Consider the following 17,891-nt stretch of genomic DNA (forward strand, 5'->3'; position numbering starts at 1 on the left):
GCATTCGAACTGGCATGTCATCGTGGGTGCCGGTCGGGCGGTAGTTCTTCAGCGCAGGAGAGTAGCGCAGTTTCCGTGTTGCAGTCGCTGGAGCATTTCACGAACGACTCCGTCCGGCCTATCGGTCAGATGTCGCGCGCAGGGCGCGCTACCGGTCCTCTCTGATGGCAACTAGGGCGATGGCTTGCCGGGCAAGTCATCGAGTGCGGCAGTGAGTCGAGAAATTGCGACAGCGCAAGAAATGCGATCGGTTTGGTTCTAAGGCAGGATAGGCTGCCGCCGGTTTTCGTCACATCCTTCATCGGCATTACGTAGGATGCCGCTGACTGACAGACTGCGATTGGGTTCAAGATGCTGGTGATCGTTGTCGATGAGCCGCAAGTCAGCCAAGTGCTGGGCAGTGGATTCCATACCGATGAAGGAGTTACCGGTTCAGGCTGTCGCTGACGGATAGTGTGCTCGCATGATAATATTGTTGAGTCACAATGGAGGCGAAAAGATGCGCACAGTGATCGGCATCCGTTCAGATAAGCCGGCAAGCGGCAACGATCAGCCAACTCCTACCGTCTGGTTCGACACATGGAGGCAACTGGCTGGTGTGCTTTCTGATGAAAATCGCGCCTTGCTGCGACTGATGCACGAGCGAGAGCCCCGCACAGTACTGGAGTTGGCTGAACTGTCTGGACGCGCTGCCAGCAACTTATCGCGCACCTTGCGCACGATGGAGGGGTATGGGCTGGTCCGGCTGAACCGCAGCACGGTAACCCGATCAGTCCGTCCGGAAGCTTTGGCCACTGAATTTCTGGTGGTGCTGGATTGAGCCGCATAAGTAGCAAGAATCGAGGAACAGACTGAACAATGCCGTCCGCCAAACTCACACTCGCGCGCCTAGAAAGCCTGCTGCTCACTGCATGCGACGATCTGCGCGGCAATATGGATGCCAGCGAGTATAAGGAATACATCTTCGGCATGCTGTTCTTAAAGCGTGCCAGCGATCTGTTCGATCAACGCCGGGAAGAGATCAAGAAAGAAGGAAAGGCAGCGGGCCTGTCGGATGCCGACATCGTCCTCAACCTCGAAGACCCGGACCAATACTCGGGGAAATACTTCTACGTGCCGCCGCGCGCCCGTTGGAACGACCCGTGGGTAGATGACGCAGGCAATCCGCAGCCTGCGCTCAAGCACGTCAAGGAAAACGTTGGCTCCACGCTCAACAAAGCGCTGGAAGCCCTGGAAGAGGAAAACGCCGATGCCTTGCAGGATGTACTCAAGGGCACCATCAACTTCAACCGCAAGATCGGTCAGAACACGCTCGACGACGACACCCTGGTCGATTTCATCCAGAACTTCGAGAAGATTCCGCTGCGGGATGATGATTTCGAATTCCCCGACCTGCTCGGTGCCGCCTACGAATGGCTGATCAAGCACTTTGCCGATTCTGCAGGTAAAAAGGCCGGCGAGTTTTACACCCCGGCCGAGGTGGTTCGCATCTGCGTCGAGATTTGCGACCCGAAGGAAGGCATGAGCGTGTATGACCCGACCGTTGGCTCCGGCGGCATGTTGATTCAGGCGCGCGACTACCTGCGTGAATGCGGGGCGGACGCTGCCGAGTTGTCGCTCAACGGTCAGGAAAAGATGGGCACCACCTGGTCCATCTGCAAGATGAACATGCTGCTGCACGGCATCTCGCATGCCGACATCCGTAACGCCGACACATTGGCTGATCCGCGGCATAAAGACGAAAACAACGAACTGCGCCGTTTTGACCGCGTGCTGGCAAATCCGCCGTTCAGCCAGAACTACGCCAAAACTAAGTCCAAGGACGACGGCAGCGGTGCCAAGAAGAAGGAACCAATTGCATATCCCGGCCGCTTCCACGTATGGATGCCCGAAAAGGGGAAAAAGGCCGACTTGATGTTCGTGCAGCACATGCTGGCCGTGCTCAAGAGCAATGGTCGCATGGCAACTGTCATGCCGCACGGCGTCCTGTTTCGGGGAGGGGAAGAGCGCGAGGCGCGCCAGTACTTCATCGACCGGGGTTACCTCGAAGCTGTCATCGGTCTACCCAGCAACCTGTTCTACGGCACAGGCATCCCTGCCTGTATCTTGGTGTTGAACAAGGATGGTGCTACGCAGCGCGACCACGTTCTTTTTATTAATGCCGACCGAGAATACCGCGAAGGCAAGGCACAGAACCACCTGCGGCCGGAGGATATTGACAAGATCGTGCACGCCTACCGTGCAGGCCAAAACGTAGCGGGCTACGCCAAACGCGTGCGGGTGGCCGACATCAAGGCTGAAGACTACAACTGCAATATCCGTCGCTACGTGGACAACGCCCCGCCACCCGAGCCGCATGACGTGCGCGCCCATTTGCACGGCGGCGTGCCAGTCAGCGAGATTAATGCCTTGGACCACTACTGGCAGAACTACGCAGGTCTGCGCGAAAGCATCTTTGTGCCACGCGCTGCGGTAGATCACGGCACTTGGTATGCCGATTTCGCAATCGCACAGGGAGATAAGCGCGACATTGCCCCGCACATCAACAGCCACGACAGCGTCATTCAGCGACACACTCAGTTCATGACCGATCTGGCTGATTGGTGGCAGCAGCACTTGCCTGTCATCGAGGCGCTAGCACCGGATGCGGATAACCAGAACGCCACCGCTCGTAACGTCTATGCCGTGCGTGCCACGCTCCTGGACAGCATCGAGCGCACGTTTTCTGGGCAACATCTGCTTAACCGCTATCAGGTACGCGGCGCCTTCGCCAACTACTACAAGGGCTTGGTATCCGACTTCAAATCCATTGCGGCCAGCGGCTGGGGCCCGGAGCTGATTCCGGATGAGGATATCCTGCAAAGCCAGTTCCCGGAGGTGCTGGCCGAATTGGAGCAGCAACACGCCCGTTTGGCCGAATTGCAGGCCCTGTTCGCCGCCGCAAGTGAAGAGGATTTTGAAGATACTGAGGATACCGGCGTGTTGCCCACCGACGAGGTGAAAACCCTCAAGGACGAGCTTAAGGAAGCCAACGCCGAATGGAAGACCCAGCTTAAGACTCTCAAGGGCGCAGTGGGCGATCTATTCGCTGAGATCAAGGTGGCTGGGCGCTTACCCAAGGGCACCGACAAGGCCCATCACTGCGTTGATGGTCTTACTGCTAAGGAGGCGCAGTTTGGTAACGGCCAACGCATGCTGGACCTCGCCGCTTCGGTGGGGCACGCATCCACTTTCACATCAGTGATCGAGGCCGCCATGGCCGCTGGCCAACAAGCCAAGGCCAGCGCCGAGCGTATCGAAGCCAAGCTCGCTATCCACAAAGCGCTGGAAGACGAAGCCAAAGCACTGAAAGCCATCATCAAATCCACCGAGGCTAAGAAAGACGAACTGGTTGAGCAGGCCCGCCTGAAAATCAGCAAGGACGAAGCGCGACAGGTCATCGTCGAACGGCTGGGCAAACTGTTGTTCGAGAGCTACCGGCAATACCTGCGTGCGGATCAACGCGCCTGCATCTCCGCTGTCGAAAACCTGTGGGGCAAGTACGCCGTCACGGCTAAGCAAATTGAGGCCGCGCGGGATGAGGCGGCGAAAGCACTTCGGAGCTTTCTGGTGGAGTTGGGGTATGAGTGAATGGGTTGAAGCGCCTCTTGCACAACTCGCAACCTTCCAAAAGGGGCGAAAGGTTGACACATCACCGTTTGACGGCGATGGGTACGCACCGTACTTGGGCGCATCGGGTCTGGAAGGCGGCGATGACGGCTATGCCTTCACTAGACTTGCTGTCATCGCTAAGAGCACTGACACCTTGATGTTGTGGGATGGCGAGCGATCTGGCTTAGTTGGCTATGGCCGCCAAGGGGTGGTGGCTTCGACGGTTTCCAAGCTCTCACCAAGTGACAGGGTCGAGCCGAAATACCTTTACTACGCACTTTCCGAGCGGTTCGATTGGATTCAGCACCGTCGCACTGGCACCGGCGTTCCTCACGTTCCCAAGGATCTTGGCCGGCTACTGAAGCTCCGCTATCCAAAGCATCGGATGGTTCAGCGGCGAATCGCCAACATTCTCTCCAGCATCGACACCGCCATCGAGAAAACCGAAGCGCTGATCGCCAAATATCAGCAAATCAAGGCCGGTCTGATGCGCGACCTGTTCACTCGTGGCGTGTTGCCCAGCGGTGAACTGCGTCCACCCCGCGAACAGGCGCCAGAGCTGTATCAGGAGACGGCGATTGGGTGGATTCCGAGGGAGTGGCGAATTGATCCGCTCGGCAAGTGTTTGAAGGCTCCACCAAAAAATGGTTATTCGCCACGTGAAGTTAATACTTGGCAAGGTCTCTACGTTCTTGGTCTGGGATGTCTGACGCATGATGGATTTGAAGCCAAGCAACTCAAAAATGCGCCGAGAGATGCTGCGATAGTGAGTGGCGCACTGCTGGCGGAAGGCGACTTCTTAATCAGCAGAGCGAATACGCCTGAATTGGTTGGTTTGTGCGGCACCTTCAGAGACATTGGCTCGCCAGTCATCTATCCCGATCTAATGATGCGGCTGAAGCTGGTTGACTCCCTTGACGCAGGCTTTCTTGAGGCTCAACTGCTAATGCCGGCGACTCGCAAGCGTTTGACGGCGCTGGCTGTTGGCACATCTTCGAGTATGGCAAAACTGAATGCCAAGTCTGTTCAGCAACTGCTTATTGCCGTGCCTCATCCCGTAGAGCAGAGGGCGATTGTTGGCAAGCTAAGCAAGGTGACCGATTGCATCAAGGCTTACAGGAGTGCGAGGCTCAAGTTGTATGTCCAGAAGCAAGGCCTTATGCACGACCTGCTTACTGGCAACGTTTCCATCAAAGTCGAAGAACCCGAGGTGGTCGATGGCTAACCACTATCCCAACCTCAATCCGGAGAAGGCGCTGATCTGGCGCATTGTCCACCGCGACAATCTGCCATGGATTCTGGATAACGGCGTGCATTGCAAGAGGTCTGCCGTGCAGGACCCCAACTATGTGGCCATCGGCAATGCCGATTTGATTGACCGGCGCAGTCACCGGGTAGTGCCGGTAGCGCCGGGTGGGATGCTCTCGAATTACGTGCCGTTCTATTTCACCCCCTTTTCGCCCATGATGTACAACATCTACACAGGGCGAGGGGAAGTTGCGAAGCGACGAAATGAGGAAATCTGCATCCTGGTTTCCACGCTGCACAAGGTGCACCAGATGGGCTTGTCCTTTGTGTTTACAGATCGACACGCCTATCCGCCGCTTGCAAGGTATTTCAACAGCGTAGACAGTTTGAATGAAATTGATTGGCCCCTATTGCAGGCGCGCAATTTCAAACGGAATCCAGATGATCCGGAGCAGATTGAGCGATACCAAGCTGAGGCCTTGGTACACAACCATTTGCCGGTCACCGGCCTAGTCGGCATCATCTGCTACACGGATGCAGTTAAAAGCACACTCGATCGGCACATTCAGGCCAGAGGCTTGAAAATGGATGTTCGAGTTATGCCACGGTGGTACTTCTGATGATTAGATTCACTCAAGGCAATTTACTGGAGGCCCGAGCCGAGGCGCTGGTCAACACCGTCAACACCGTCGGGGTGATGGGCAAGGGCATCGCGCTAATGTTCAAGGAGCGTTTTGACGAGAACTTCCGCCGCTACGCCGCCGCCTGCAAGGCCAAGGAAGTGCAGACGGGCAAGATGTTCGTGACGCCCGTGCACGAGCTGGATGGCCCGCGCTGGATCGTCAACTTTCCTACCAAGCAGCACTGGCGTGCGCCGTCGCGCTTGGAATGGGTGGTGGAGGGTTTGCAGGATCTGCGGCGGTTCCTGATCGAGCAACAGGTCAAGTCTATCGCCATCCCACCCTTGGGTGCGGGCAACGGTGGCCTGGACTGGGCTGATGTGCGTGTGCAGATTGAGCAGGCACTGGGCGATCTGGATATCGACATTCTAGTGTTTGAGCCGACCAAGCAATACCAGAACGTGGCCAAGCGGACTGGGGTCGAGAAATTAACGCCCGCTCGTGCACTGATTGCCGAGCTGGTGCGCCGCTACTGGGTGCTGGGCATGGAATGCAGCCTCCTGGAGATTCAGAAGTTGGCGTGGTTTCTGGAGCGTGCGATCGAGCGCTACAACCCGGGCGACAACCCGCTGAACCTGCAGTTTGCACCGCACAAGTACGGCCCCTATGCCAACCGGCTCGACCACCTACTGAACAATCTGGATGGGAGCTATCTGCATTCGGAGAAACGCATCAGCGACGCTGATCCGCTAGATGTGATCTGGTTTGATGACGACCGCAAGACGCTGGTGCAAACCTATCTCAAGAGCGAAGCCAAGGCCTACACGCAGGCACTTGAATCCACTGCGGCGCTGATCGATGGCTTTGAGTCGCCCTTTGGCATGGAACTGTTGGCGACGGTGGACTGGCTGCTGGTCCGCGAAGGCGTTGCGCCCACCGTGCCGGCCTTGCGCGAAGGGCTGCGCCATTGGCGTGGCGGCCCGGATGCGGTCGCCCGCAAGGATCGTCTCTTTGACGATCGGGCGCTAGGCATTGCGCTTGAACGCCTAACACAAGCTGCACCCGCAATTGCGTAAGGAGCAGGTGTGAGCGAATACACGGAGGTCGAACGCCCCTTCTTGCAGCAACTGGCAGAGCTTGGCTGGACAGTAATTGACCAGGGCACGGGCGTGCCGCAGGATGCCGCACTCAGCCTGCGCGGCAATTTCCGCCAATGGCTTTTGACGGAGGTGTTCGACCGCGCCGTGCGGGCCATCAACCGCACTGACGACGGCAAAGAGTGGCTGACCGATCGCCAACTGGAAGAGCTGCGCAGCCAGTTGCTGCGCCACCCCAACCGCACGCTCTTGGAAGCCAACGAGGTTGTGCAGGCGATGCTGTTCAAGGCCCAGGCTGATGTGAACGAGCTGACGGGCGAGGCCGACCCGGTAGTGCGTCTGATCGACTTTCATAACCCCTCGAATAACCAGTTCCACGTCATCAACCAGTTCCGCATCGACACACCGGGCTGCGTGAAGGCCTTCATTATTCCGGACATCGTGTTGTTCGTGAACGGCATCCCGCTGGTGGTGGTGGAGTGCAAGAAGGGCTCGGAAACCTGCGCGAATCCGATGCAGGAAGCCTTTGTGCAATTGCAGCGCTACATGCGCCGGCGCATGGAGACGGAGGCCTCTGGCCTAAAGGAAGGCGAACCCCGGCTGTTTTATAGCAGCCTAATGCTGGTTCGCAGTTGCGGCTTGGAGGCCGACTACGGCACTATTACTTCGGGCGAAGAGCACTTCTATGCCTGGAAAACATTGTATCCGGCGGACGATGCTGCTCGTGTGGGCATGAACGCCCAGCAACAGTTGATTGCCGGGATGTTGAACAAGGCGAATCTGCTGCAGATCTTGCGCACCAGTTCGGTGTTCATGGACACCGAAGGCGGGCCCCGCGTGAAGGTGGTTTGCCGCTATCAGCAGTTCCGCGCAGCAGGCAAGATCGCGGCGCGTCTGCGCACCGGCGAAACCGCCTCCGTGCGCAGCGGTGTAGTGTGGCACACGCAGGGGTCGGGTAAGTCTCTGACCATGGTGTTTCTGGCAAGGATGCTGCGCGCCAGCCGCGACCTGGGGGATTACAAGATCGTGCTGGTCAATGACCGACAGGATTTGGAAGAGCAACTGGGCGACACCGCCACACTGATCGGTGGCCGGGTGAACGTGATCGAGAGCCGCGCCGGCTTACGCCAGCATCTCTCGACCGACAGCTCGGATATCAGCATGGTGATGATCCATAAGTTCCAGGAGCACAAGCAAACGCTGACCAACACAGTAGCCGAGGCACTTGGCACTTATCTGGCCATGCCGGCGGGCAAGACTTTCGGGGTGGTCAACACGTCGGACCGCATCATCCTGATGATCGACGAAGCCCACCGCACGCAAAGCTCGGATCTGGGTGACAACTTGTTCGAGGCCTTCCCCAACGCTACGCGCATCGCCTTCACCGGCACGCCGCTGATCACCGAGCGGCATGGTGAAAAGAAAACCCACAAGCGCTTTGGTGAGTACATCGACACCTACCGTCTGATGGATGCGGTGAACGATGGGGCCACGCTGCAGATCCTCTATGAAGGCAAGACCGCCGACAGCGCGCTGAACGAAAAGCACGCGTTCGACGAGGCCTTTGAAGATCTGTTCCGCGACCGCAGCGAAGAAGAACTCCTGGCGATCAAGAAGAAGTACGGCGCGACGGGCGACATTCTGGAAGCTGAGAACCGGATCGATGCTATTGCGCGTGATTTGGTGACCCACTACGTTGACAACATCCTGCCCAATGGCTTCAAGGCGCAGGTGGTGTGCCATTCCAAGCTGGCGTGTTTTCGATACCAGAACAGCATTGAGGCTGCGCTGGCAGAGCGCCTGGCCCGCGAGGAAGCCATGGCATTGCCTAACGCAGACCTGATTCAACGTCTGCGGTTTCTCAAGACTGCCGTAGTAATTTCGTCGGACGGTACCAACGAAGCGGCGTACATCACACAAGCGCGTAAGCAGGCGCAGCGCATGAACGCGGTGGAAAACTTCTGTCGCAACTTCGATTTGAGCGACCCGGATAAGGTGTATACCGGCATTGCCTTTCTCATCGTGTGCGACATGCTGCTGACGGGTTTCGATGCACCCATCGAGCAGGTGATGTACATCGACAAGAAACTGCGCGAACACACGCTGCTGCAAGCTATCGCCCGTACCAACCGCGTGAAGAAGGGCAAGCAGCGCGGCTACATCGTTGACTACATCGGCCTGGCCAATCACTTGACCGATGCATTGACACTTTACGCAGCCAGCGACGAGCTGCAAGAGCTGCACGACGGCATGAAGAACATTGCATCTGAGTTGCCAGTGCTGGAAGAGCGCTTTCAGCGCCTGTTGCAGCACTTCGTGGCGCTTGGCGTGAAAACCATTAAGGCGTTCGTGAATGGCGAATTGGCCGATTTGAATGCCGATGCTGCTGTTGTGCATGAAGCCGTGAAGGCCCTGAAGGACGACAAGCAGCGGGCTGACTTCGAGGTGTATCTCAAGAAGTTCCTGATGAGTCTGGACATCATCCTGCCGAACGCAGCCTCTCAGCCGTACCGTGTCCCGGCCAAACGGTTTGGCTACATCTTGCAGGTGACCAAGGAGCGCTACAAAGATACGAGCCTCGACCTGGGTAGTGCCGGCGAGAAGGTGAAGGCGTTGATCAATGAGCACCTGATCAGCTTGGGAATCAACCCGAAGGTGCCGCCAGTCGAGTTGCTGGCCGACGACTTCCTCGACAAGCTGGCGGCCCACGCCGGCATGAACAGCGAAGCCAAGGCCAGCGAGATGGAGCATGCCATTCGCAAGCACTGCACGGTTCACCACGACGAGGACCCGGCCTTTTATAAAAGCCTGTCCGAAAAAGTCAATGCCCTGATCGAGAAACACCACGGCGAGTGGGATTTGCTCGCCGAGAGACTGGCCGAATTGCGCCAGGAAGCTATCGCCGGACGACAGCAAGGCGAAGATGGTATGAGCAAGGAAGCAACCACTTTCTACGAGTACATCGTTCAGCTGGGCTTTGCCAACGGTTCCGTCAATAATGAGGATAAGCCCGCATTCAAGATGCTGATGGAAACCTCCGTAGAAATATTGCAGGAAACCATTGGCAGCATCGACTTCTGGCAGAACCCAGACAAGCAAAAGCGCGCGCGTGGCCTACTGAAGACCGAGATCGCAAAAACGGGCATTGAAGAGTTGAAGCGCAACCGTGAGCGTGTGGCCGTAGAGATCATGAGACTCGCCAAGAATCGCCACGACGAATTGATCAATGCGGCGCGGACGGAGGGCATGTGATGCAACTTCGCCAGGTGCGTGATATTGAATACCAGTTGTTGCCGGGCTCGGATCGCCAGACCACGGATATCGTGATCGAACGCAATGGCGTCATCACTGTTCGACCACCGATGCGGATGACGCCCGAGCAGGTGGATGAAACCGTGCTCAGCAAGCGGATGTGGATTTACCGCAATCTGGCTGATTGGCGTGACCTCAATGCAACTCGAGTTACGCGGGAATGGGTCAACGGTGAGACTTTCTTGTACTTGGGCAGTTGCTACCGACTGCAGTTGGTGACTGAGCAGGACGAGCCTCTCAAGCTGAAAGATGGTCGGTTTTGCCTACGGCGCGAGGTCGTCGAGCGAGGAGGCCACGACGGTCCACTTCACGTATTTGAAGCCTTCTACAAGGCGAAGGGCTTGCCTCGCATCCAAAAGCGAGTGGCGTATTTCGCGGCAAGGGTGGGCGTGATAGCGGGCGCAGTGCAGATCCAGGATCTTGGCTATCGCTGGGCTTCATGCACCAAGAGCGGTGCTCTGCATTTTCATTGGAAGTGCCTCATGGCCCCACTGACCATCATCGACTACATCGTCGTCCATGAGCTGTGTCACCTGCATCATCGCGACCATTCGGACGCCTTCTGGAACGAGGTGGACAAGGTACTGCCTGACTACAGAGATCGTAAAGAATGGTTGAGGATGCGTGGTGCGGAGTTTGACTTGTGAGATAGTGAGCCCGTCCTGACTTACCTACGCTGCCTTGGCTCTCGAAAAGAGGGGACATCGCGCGGCATTGCTAGGGGCATGAGGCATTGGCTCAGCCATCAGAATGGTACGTTGTCGGAAGACGGGATTGGACTTTCGGGGCGTGTAATTACCGGAAGGGCATCAATCGTTCGGCGAATTTGATCCAATCGAAGTCGTAGGGCCGCCCCTTCTTGAGGGTGGAGCCGTTTTAAGCGGCCGACTTTTCCGCTTACTGCGTTGAACCGCGAGCGGAACTCGGCATCGGGCTCTGCGCGCCTCAGGCTGCGTTCGAGCTGGAACACCGCCGCACGGATTTTTGCACGTTCTTGCTTGGGGAGCGTTGGCTGCCGATTCGCGTTCAATCCCATGATCCGAATAGGCTTGTTAGCTGCAAAGCTCGCGTGCTTTTTACGCTGTGCTTTAAAGCCCCCGCTCCCTACCATGGCATATGCTTGAGCGATTGCCCAACTTTTGCTGTCCGCTGTAAGGGGGACTGCAGAGGACATGGTGATGTCGTCAACGTATCGACTGTATCGAATGTTACGGCTGGCTAGCTTGGCAACGAGGGTTGGCTCTTTGTCCCAAAAAGCAAGGTTCGCGAGATATGAGCTTGTGGGGGTGCCTTGGAACACTCGTCCATCTTTGGTGGTGAGCTGCGTGAGAAGTATCGAAACATCTTCGCCGAACGCAAAGAATTCGTGCCAAATTCGATACACATGATCAGCCGTGATGTGATCAAAAAAACCGGCGATATCTTCTGTGATCGCATACATGGAGTCGCGATGGATTTCCACATTTGACACAAAGTCGCGGCCGGCTAACGAGCCCGTCAGGTATTGAGGAAAACAAACTTGGCGAAAAAAGACGCCATTGATTTTCTTGAGCAGGGGTTTTAGTGGAGCTTTCGTGTCGAAGACGTAACGGACTCCGCCATATTTTTTGGGCTTAGGCTTCGGTCCGATGTATAAGTGCGGAGCTCGCGCGGCAATCGCGCGAAGCATCGGCTCGGATGTTCCCAATGCCCTGCATAGCGATTGAACGCTCAGAATACGTTCGTGCGGATAGATAGGGCGGTCCACTTCAGTTGCGTACTATGTCTAGAACGGCTTCAGACAATCTGCGCACCGTTTCTGGGTCAAGACCTTGAAGTTCCCCTTTCTCCGCTGCCAGAAATAGCAAGACCGGTGTCGGGACGCCTAGAGCTGCTGCGACTTTACTAATACTGGTCAACGTTGGTTCACGCTTGCCAGATTCGATCATCGAAAGATAAGACTGAGAGAGCCCTGCACGCTCGGCCAGCTCATCCAGCGATAGCTTTTTGGCCGAGCGACAGACCTTGAGGGCATGTCCAATTTCCATAACAACACCAAAGAGGTTGGCTTCCTTGCTCAGCAATCTTCCTTATTTCAGAAGCGTCATCACATTTGTGACCACGCCGAGCAAAGCCGCCAACACGTTGAGAACGTCGAACGTAAGTCGTCCAATCTCTGCGGCCTTTGCTTCATCGACTTCCTTTTTGAGGTTGTCGATCTGTACTTGGAATGCTTCCCGAGCGGGGGCATCAAGCGAATCACCTCGTTCGACGAGAATCAATTCCAGCTCGCCGACGAGTTTCTTCAAGTTTGAAGACATAGCTTTTCTCCTATAACCGGGCACATGCCCAGCCGCCAGAAAGCAAGGCCGGTAAGGAATTGCTGATGCCCCGGAAGCCCACCACCGTCTACTCAGTTTGGTTCAGCCGCCCCTGCGAACGACAGACCCACTGCTATCGGCTAAGTGCGACGGCGGGGCGGCTCGACGCTTCGCGCCTCGCTGCACCGGATCGACCTCGGCCGACGAAAGCCGGATGTTGGCTGCACCCAGCGCCAGGCTACATCTCCTGGCAACTAGCAAACCCTGCCTTTCCAACTGGAGAAATTCTTCAACTTAAAGAACGTGTGAGCGATAGCACTCACCCTGCAGAGCCGACTATACGCCGCAGGTGCATCGATGTCAAAAAATATTACTGTCAGTGATGTTTGGTGCGACGCCTGCTAGCTAGCCACAGGAGGGGGAGTGGTACATTGACGGTACAGGCCTCAGCTTTTAGTACTTTCGCCAAATTCCCCTAAGTTGCTGAATCTAAAGTTCTTTTGGTTGTGCTGCGTTACGGCAACTTTCTCTTGAATATCAGTAACTTATTGATTTGCAAGGAAATTTGTAATCATCAGGTGGCGGGTTCGAGTCCTGCAGCCGGCACCAATAAAATCAAGGGGTTACGTGAGTTTTTCGCGTAACCCCTTGTTCATTTATGGGTCCGTGTAACCGCTGTGTAACCGGATTCGGTCCGCTCTGATCCACGTCCATCACCGTCACGCGGTAAGCTACGGCCCTGACATACGCCATGAATGGGATTGGGCAGCGGTGACGGAAAAAGAATTGATGGGGCCGACGGGGTTCTGGCTTGAAACCCTGCGCAAAGACGAGCAGCCCAAGCGCGAATACTTGACGCTGGCCGATGCCGCCGCGCAGCTGAACTGCAAGCTGGACGACTTGCTGAACGAAGGGGTAGCCAAAAGGCTTGACCTCTACGCGCCAGTCTTGCGCGAAGGGCTGTATGCATGGCCGGTGACCGATCGCGGCATTCCGCATGCGAGTTTGGTAGGTAGCATTGCCGGTGTTGACCCCGTGTTTCGCTCGGTACTGCGATACGGCGAGTATGCGGTTCTGCTCCCTGCGGACATTAAGAAGATCAAGATCGAGCAGTCGGTGAAGCCCGGTGGCTATATCTGCCCGGAACTGGTGCTGCGGCACACTACCGAGTGGCAACAAGAACGACAGCAGGCAGAACGAACTGCGGTGCTGGCCGAGCGGATGAAGGGGCGTGCCAAGAGCGTTGCATGGATTCTTGAGCATCCTCCGGCAGCAGATGCAGGCGCTGTCAGGCTCGAGATGCTACGTGTGGACGGCCACGATCTTCCGAGAGTGAAGGAGCAGCTTGCGAAATCAGCCGCTGCTGAAGTGTCCTCCGACGCAGCGCATAGTAATCCAGATCAGCCATCACAAAAAAACGAATGGCGCGCAAGCCCGGCCGAAAACGATTCGGGCTTGACGACACTGGAACAGCAGATTCGCGCCATAGAAGCCGGTGCTGATGCGCTGAATTTCAAGCGCGAGGCAATTAAACGAGGGGAAAAGAAAAAACTCCTAACGTGGTGTCTTGAACACCACCCCGAACTATTCGAATCTACTTCCAAGCACGGCGACTCCAAATTCATTGAGGCCTGGAAAGCGGCAAGCGACAAAGATCGCATCATCAGCGAGAACCGGGATACCTACGCCAACAGGAAGTAGGGAAAAAATTCCCGACATTTTGTCGTTGCATCCCCACTAGCCCCCACTCCCATGATCCGTTTCGTCATCCACGCAGAACCACATCGTTCTGCGTAGGTGGCGCGTAGCGACCACGCCTTGGTCGATTCAGAACGGAGTTCATCATGGCTTTCGTAGTTCAAAACACATTGCCGTTGGCACGCGGCGTCGACACCAAGATTTTTGCCAGCAAGAACCTTGTCAAACCGCAAACGGTTCGTAAGGGCTACAGCATCAACGGTGCGTACCTGGGCGTGGTACCCACCAAGCTCGCGAATGGCCGCTTGCTGTGGCCGGACGTGATCGTGACCAAGCGTGATGGTGCGATTGCGGCCAACGACGACACTCTCGTGAACCAGGGCGATGTGTTTCCCATGCCCCCCTCCATGCCACTGCATCCCTCAGCCTAAATTTCTGCGCAATCGCACCGGCGTTCCGCCCGTGCGCGCATTTGGCTAGTCCCCCAGAAACACCGCTCTTTAACAATTTGACTCACCGCAAAAGCGGAAAGGAGACTGCGTGAATAACGCATCTTCAAGGTCGGCTGTTGCCTATGGAAATCGCATGGGCAACGGACACGACTTAATCGGAAATGCAATGCAGGTTCCGCATTTCCCCTATGAAGCGTTGCCCAGCCTGCTGGGCGATGTACTGCAAGAGCGATCAGAGACGCCCAAGGACGACGCTATCGGCGCCTCCGTGCTGGAAGCCGTCAGTTCCCTGGTTGCCTCAGGGCTGGCGGTGTACGAAAAGCCTGGCGGTGGCACTGCGCCTCTGACATCGTTCGGCATCTTGCTGGCGTCCTCGGGTGCCGGCAAGAGTTTTCACCATGAATCACTGACCGAGGCCCTGTCTCGATGGGGTGCCAAGCACGCAGAGCAGACCCCGATGAATCAATACCAGCAGCAGGCCGCACATCGCGTGTGGCGGAAGCGGGTGGCGATGATCGAAAAGGTCGTCCAGGAATGCTTGGTTAATGGTGAGGAAACGGACGCCATTGAAGCGTTGTTGGCAGAGACGCTGGGGCAGGAGCCCCGTTCCGTTGTGGTTCCGGCCCTTCTGCAAGACGATGCGTCCATGCAAGCGGTACTACGCTGCCTGGAGCATTGGCCGGTTTCCGGCTGGATCGTCGATGAAGGTGCGGTCGCGTTGGACATGCTCCGCGCCAAGGACTTCCCAACCTTGGCCAACCTCTTTGGCGGCAAGGTGATCGCTCACAGCCGGGTTGGCGAACCGCGCAAGGAAATCCAGGGCTATCTGACGACGTTATTCATGATTCAGCCTGGGCTTTTCAAATCGTTCTGCAAGAAGCGCGGGGAAGCGCTGAAGGCCAGTGGTTTGGATGCTCGTTTCCTCTATCACATCGTCCTCGACGAATGGATCGGCTCGGAAAGTCCCGGTTATGCCATCGCCGGTCGCGCGCACGAGCAGTACGGCGAGCGCGTGACAGAGATGCTGGATGAGCTCCATGACCGTATCCGTTCCGGCAAGAAAGACCTGCCATCGGTGGCCTTTAGCGGCAGTGCGAAGGCATTGATGCGTGACCTTAACAACCGGAACCTCGATTTGATGTCGCGCCTCGAGCTTGCACATTGCCGTGATTTTCTGGCCAAGCTGACCGGGCATATTGCCCGCATGGCTGCCAAGAACCACGTGTTCCTGGGGCGCGACGGCGATGTGTCAGTCGAGCTGGTGGAAAGCGCAGAACAGGTTTGCTGGTATTACTTCCACGCCTACCAGTGGATGCACCAGCCTGTTGAGCAGAAAACGCAGCGTGCGCGAGATGCCGACATGTTGGCACAGTGGCTACATGACCATGGCACGCGGCAGTTTGCCCACCACAATCTCAGCAAGCTGGCGATGGTCATGGGAATGGAAACGTCCCGCCTGCGCCGCGCAGTCAGCGAACTATTCAACCGAGGCCGCGCACGCCTGCTGACGTTGAGCGGCAAGCACTACATCGAAGTGTTGCCGCCGGCAGATCTGCTGGACCATGTCCTGGGTCATGGCGGCGTATAGCCGCTAGTGTGTGATGCATGTCCGTGCGGACGTTTTCGCATATCGGTACAGCACAGCAAGCCCCGATCCTTCCCGTTACTACATCGAAAGCCTTCCGACCCTTGCCGCTTGTGCGGCGGGGTAGGACTTCTGGTTTTTATTAGGATTATTAAATTAATTTACGTATTCAATAAGGGAATTAAATATGAAATATTTCATTGAGCAAGACGATGATGCCGAAGGCAATCTCGATACGGATCACGACCACGAGTGCGATGATTCCATGATGCAAGGCAACGACAGTGATCAGGCTGATATGAGCAACGATGAACGCTCCGACGTTCATGGGATCGTCAAGAATCTTGAACGCAATATGGGCATTGTCTATGGCCTTGATGGTAAAGCCTACCGGATAGGTACCAGCGTCAAGCTGCTCAGCCTCCAGATCGAGTTTATGCGGTGCGTCATCGAGACGGATGAACTGCCTTACGAGATCAAGCGCGATGCCGACGGCACGGTAGATGTCGTGGCAGGCAAGATGGCGAAGTATGTGGAAGTCCTTCCGGCATTCGAGCGATTGATCTTCGACGGCCTGGCCTTGTCTCCCGACTTGGCCTTGTTTCACCGCGTCTATCCCATGCATGGCATCAGCCAGCGCCGTGCTGTGTTCGGACAATTGACCGAGAGATATGTCGCAGAGGTATTCAATGACTTTGTGTCGACGCTACGAGCAGAAGGCACGCACATCGGCATCAAGCGTCTGATGCGGAACTGGCAGCGGAATGCTGACGAGAACGCCAAGCGGCTGACGGTCTACATCAATGCCTTGCACGATCGTTATGCGCGCCTGATGGTGGTCCGCCTTGACCTGATGTATCGCCAGGCTGCCTGCCAGGATCTTGCGCAAGCCATGCAATGGAACGAGCTGCTTCAAGCTCGAAATTTACGCGAGCGTGTAGCGGTATCCCACGGCGAACCCCTTGATGACTACGGAGACGATCTGCCCCGCGTTGACATCTTTACGGTGACGGAGGATTGGCGGCATTTCAAGGACAACATGCGTGGCAAGCCGTCGCTGTTCCGGCACATGATCGGCTACGTCTGCTCCATTGAGTTCTCCAGTACCGGGGGACATCACCTACACGTAGCATTGATATTTGATGGTTCACAAGTCAGGCAGCATGAATGGCTCGGCGACCTGATCGGACAGTACTGGGAAGAGGTAACAGGCGGGCGCGGGTACTTCCACAACTGCAACCGTGGCTCCTACAAGTACCCTGGTACTGGCCTGATTGACCATCACGATGTAGAGAAACGTAGCAACCTGATGCGTGCGCTCATGTACCTAGCAAAAAAAGATCAATTCGTTCGCGTGAAGGCATCGCCCAAGTCCAAGACCTTCATGACAGGGCATTTGCCGGAACTGCCATCCGGACGCACTGGCCGGCCGCGTACCAAGGGCATGGTTGACCTGCCAGACAAGGCGCTGGACGAAGACGATAACTTGGAGATCGAAGCCGCGTAGGAAATTTGCAGGCATCCAAGATGGTTCGCCGGGTGATGGGAACCATTTTGGATATGCGTTTTTTACGCTCGACAGGAGTAGCCGATTATGAACTTCACAACAGCCACCGGGCAGCAAACTATCGACGAACAGAGCTTGTTCGACGCGTTGGAAGCCCTACGTCCCAGCAAGCATGATCAGCAAAAGCGAGCCTTCGAGAAGGTCTATCCGCAAATCATGAAGAAACTTTCTGAGGGTATCAAGGAGAGCGACATCATTAAGGTGCTGTCAGTGCAGGGCATCTTGAGATCGCGCAACACTTACGCCAAATGGATGGCCGAGATGGCAGCGAAGCAAGCTGTCGTCACGGAACCATCAGCAGTTCGTAACGCCATGCTACGCGCAGATGCGGGGAGTCAAGCTTAGTTCATGCCAGCGTCGG

15 protein-coding genes are annotated in these 17,891 nt (G+C 56.4%); 12 read left to right on the forward strand and 3 right to left on the reverse strand.

The window, feature by feature from the left end; all coding sequences use genetic code 11:
• The first annotated feature begins 499 nt into the window (after positions 1 to 499).
• Genes ACV22W_RS32715 through ACV22W_RS32745 form a run of 7 tightly spaced genes read left to right on the forward strand, consistent with a single transcriptional unit; the run spans position 500 to position 10,575 of the window.
• Complete coding sequence (locus ACV22W_RS32715; RefSeq protein ID WP_448023642.1) at positions 500 to 820, forward strand: HVO_A0114 family putative DNA-binding protein; 321 nt, start codon at positions 500 to 502, stop codon at positions 818 to 820.
• A 38-nt stretch (positions 821 to 858) separates the two neighbouring features.
• Complete coding sequence (locus ACV22W_RS32720; protein WP_448023644.1) at positions 859 to 3,630, forward strand: N-6 DNA methylase; 2,772 nt, start codon at positions 859 to 861, stop codon at positions 3,628 to 3,630.
• On the forward strand, positions 3,623 to 4,876 hold the full coding sequence (locus ACV22W_RS32725; protein ID WP_448023645.1) for a restriction endonuclease subunit S: 1,254 nt from the start codon (positions 3,623 to 3,625) through the stop codon (positions 4,874 to 4,876). Before ACV22W_RS32720 ends, ACV22W_RS32725 begins: the two co-directional genes overlap by 8 nt.
• The gene (gene darT / locus ACV22W_RS32730; RefSeq protein ID WP_448023647.1) at positions 4,869 to 5,519 is read left to right on the forward strand and encodes a type II toxin-antitoxin system toxin DNA ADP-ribosyl transferase DarT; all 651 of its coding nucleotides are present in this window, start codon (positions 4,869 to 4,871) and stop codon (positions 5,517 to 5,519) included. Before ACV22W_RS32725 ends, darT begins: the two co-directional genes overlap by 8 nt.
• A complete protein-coding gene (gene darG / locus ACV22W_RS32735; RefSeq protein ID WP_448023648.1) occupies positions 5,519 to 6,595 on the forward strand; it encodes a type II toxin-antitoxin system antitoxin DNA ADP-ribosyl glycohydrolase DarG in 1,077 nt (358 codons plus the stop codon). Before darT ends, darG begins: the two co-directional genes overlap by 1 nt.
• A gap of 9 nt (positions 6,596 to 6,604) precedes the next feature.
• Positions 6,605 to 9,868: a type I restriction endonuclease subunit R gene (locus tag ACV22W_RS32740; RefSeq protein ID WP_448023649.1), complete on the forward strand. Its 3,264-nt coding sequence runs from the start codon at positions 6,605 to 6,607 to the stop codon at positions 9,866 to 9,868.
• On the forward strand, positions 9,868 to 10,575 hold the full coding sequence (locus tag ACV22W_RS32745; protein WP_448023650.1) for a M48 family metallopeptidase: 708 nt from the start codon (positions 9,868 to 9,870) through the stop codon (positions 10,573 to 10,575). Before ACV22W_RS32740 ends, ACV22W_RS32745 begins: the two co-directional genes overlap by 1 nt.
• A 98-nt stretch (positions 10,576 to 10,673) precedes the next feature.
• Here the strand turns inward: ACV22W_RS32745 and ACV22W_RS32750 are convergent, their stop codons facing one another.
• The 3 genes from ACV22W_RS32750 to ACV22W_RS32760 are packed head-to-tail and all read right to left on the reverse strand — an operon-like array spanning position 10,674 to position 12,228.
• The gene (locus ACV22W_RS32750) at positions 10,674 to 11,675 is read right to left on the reverse strand and encodes a reverse transcriptase family protein (RefSeq protein WP_448023652.1); all 1,002 of its coding nucleotides are present in this window, start codon (positions 11,673 to 11,675) and stop codon (positions 10,674 to 10,676) included.
• Position 11,676: 1 nt separating this feature from the next.
• Complete coding sequence (locus ACV22W_RS32755; RefSeq protein WP_448023653.1) at positions 11,677 to 11,991, reverse strand: helix-turn-helix domain-containing protein; 315 nt, start codon at positions 11,989 to 11,991, stop codon at positions 11,677 to 11,679.
• Between the two features lie 6 nt (positions 11,992 to 11,997).
• The gene (locus ACV22W_RS32760) at positions 11,998 to 12,228 is read right to left on the reverse strand and encodes a hypothetical protein (protein WP_448023654.1); all 231 of its coding nucleotides are present in this window, start codon (positions 12,226 to 12,228) and stop codon (positions 11,998 to 12,000) included.
• Between the two features lie 771 nt (positions 12,229 to 12,999).
• On the opposite strand from ACV22W_RS32760, the gene ACV22W_RS32765 reads away from it, so the two are divergent.
• From ACV22W_RS32765 to ACV22W_RS32785, 5 genes are all read left to right on the forward strand, one after another.
• The gene (locus ACV22W_RS32765) at positions 13,000 to 13,929 is read left to right on the forward strand and encodes a hypothetical protein (RefSeq protein ID WP_448023656.1); all 930 of its coding nucleotides are present in this window, start codon (positions 13,000 to 13,002) and stop codon (positions 13,927 to 13,929) included.
• 143 nt (positions 13,930 to 14,072) lie between these two features.
• On the forward strand, positions 14,073 to 14,357 hold the full coding sequence (locus ACV22W_RS32770) for a hypothetical protein (RefSeq protein ID WP_208835524.1): 285 nt from the start codon (positions 14,073 to 14,075) through the stop codon (positions 14,355 to 14,357).
• Positions 14,358 to 14,511: 154 nt separating this feature from the next.
• Positions 14,512 to 15,966 (forward strand): DUF3987 domain-containing protein, encoded by a 1,455-nt coding sequence (locus ACV22W_RS32775; protein ID WP_208835523.1) that lies wholly within the window; start codon positions 14,512 to 14,514, stop codon positions 15,964 to 15,966.
• A 184-nt stretch (positions 15,967 to 16,150) separates the two neighbouring features.
• The gene (locus ACV22W_RS32780; RefSeq protein ID WP_208835522.1) at positions 16,151 to 17,470 is read left to right on the forward strand and encodes a YagK/YfjJ domain-containing protein; all 1,320 of its coding nucleotides are present in this window, start codon (positions 16,151 to 16,153) and stop codon (positions 17,468 to 17,470) included.
• An 87-nt stretch (positions 17,471 to 17,557) separates the two neighbouring features.
• Positions 17,558 to 17,875: a hypothetical protein gene (locus ACV22W_RS32785; protein ID WP_448023658.1), complete on the forward strand. Its 318-nt coding sequence runs from the start codon at positions 17,558 to 17,560 to the stop codon at positions 17,873 to 17,875.
• Positions 17,876 to 17,891 lie beyond the last annotated feature (16 nt).

It is taken from the genome of Burkholderia sp. AW49-1 (assembly GCF_053427845.1).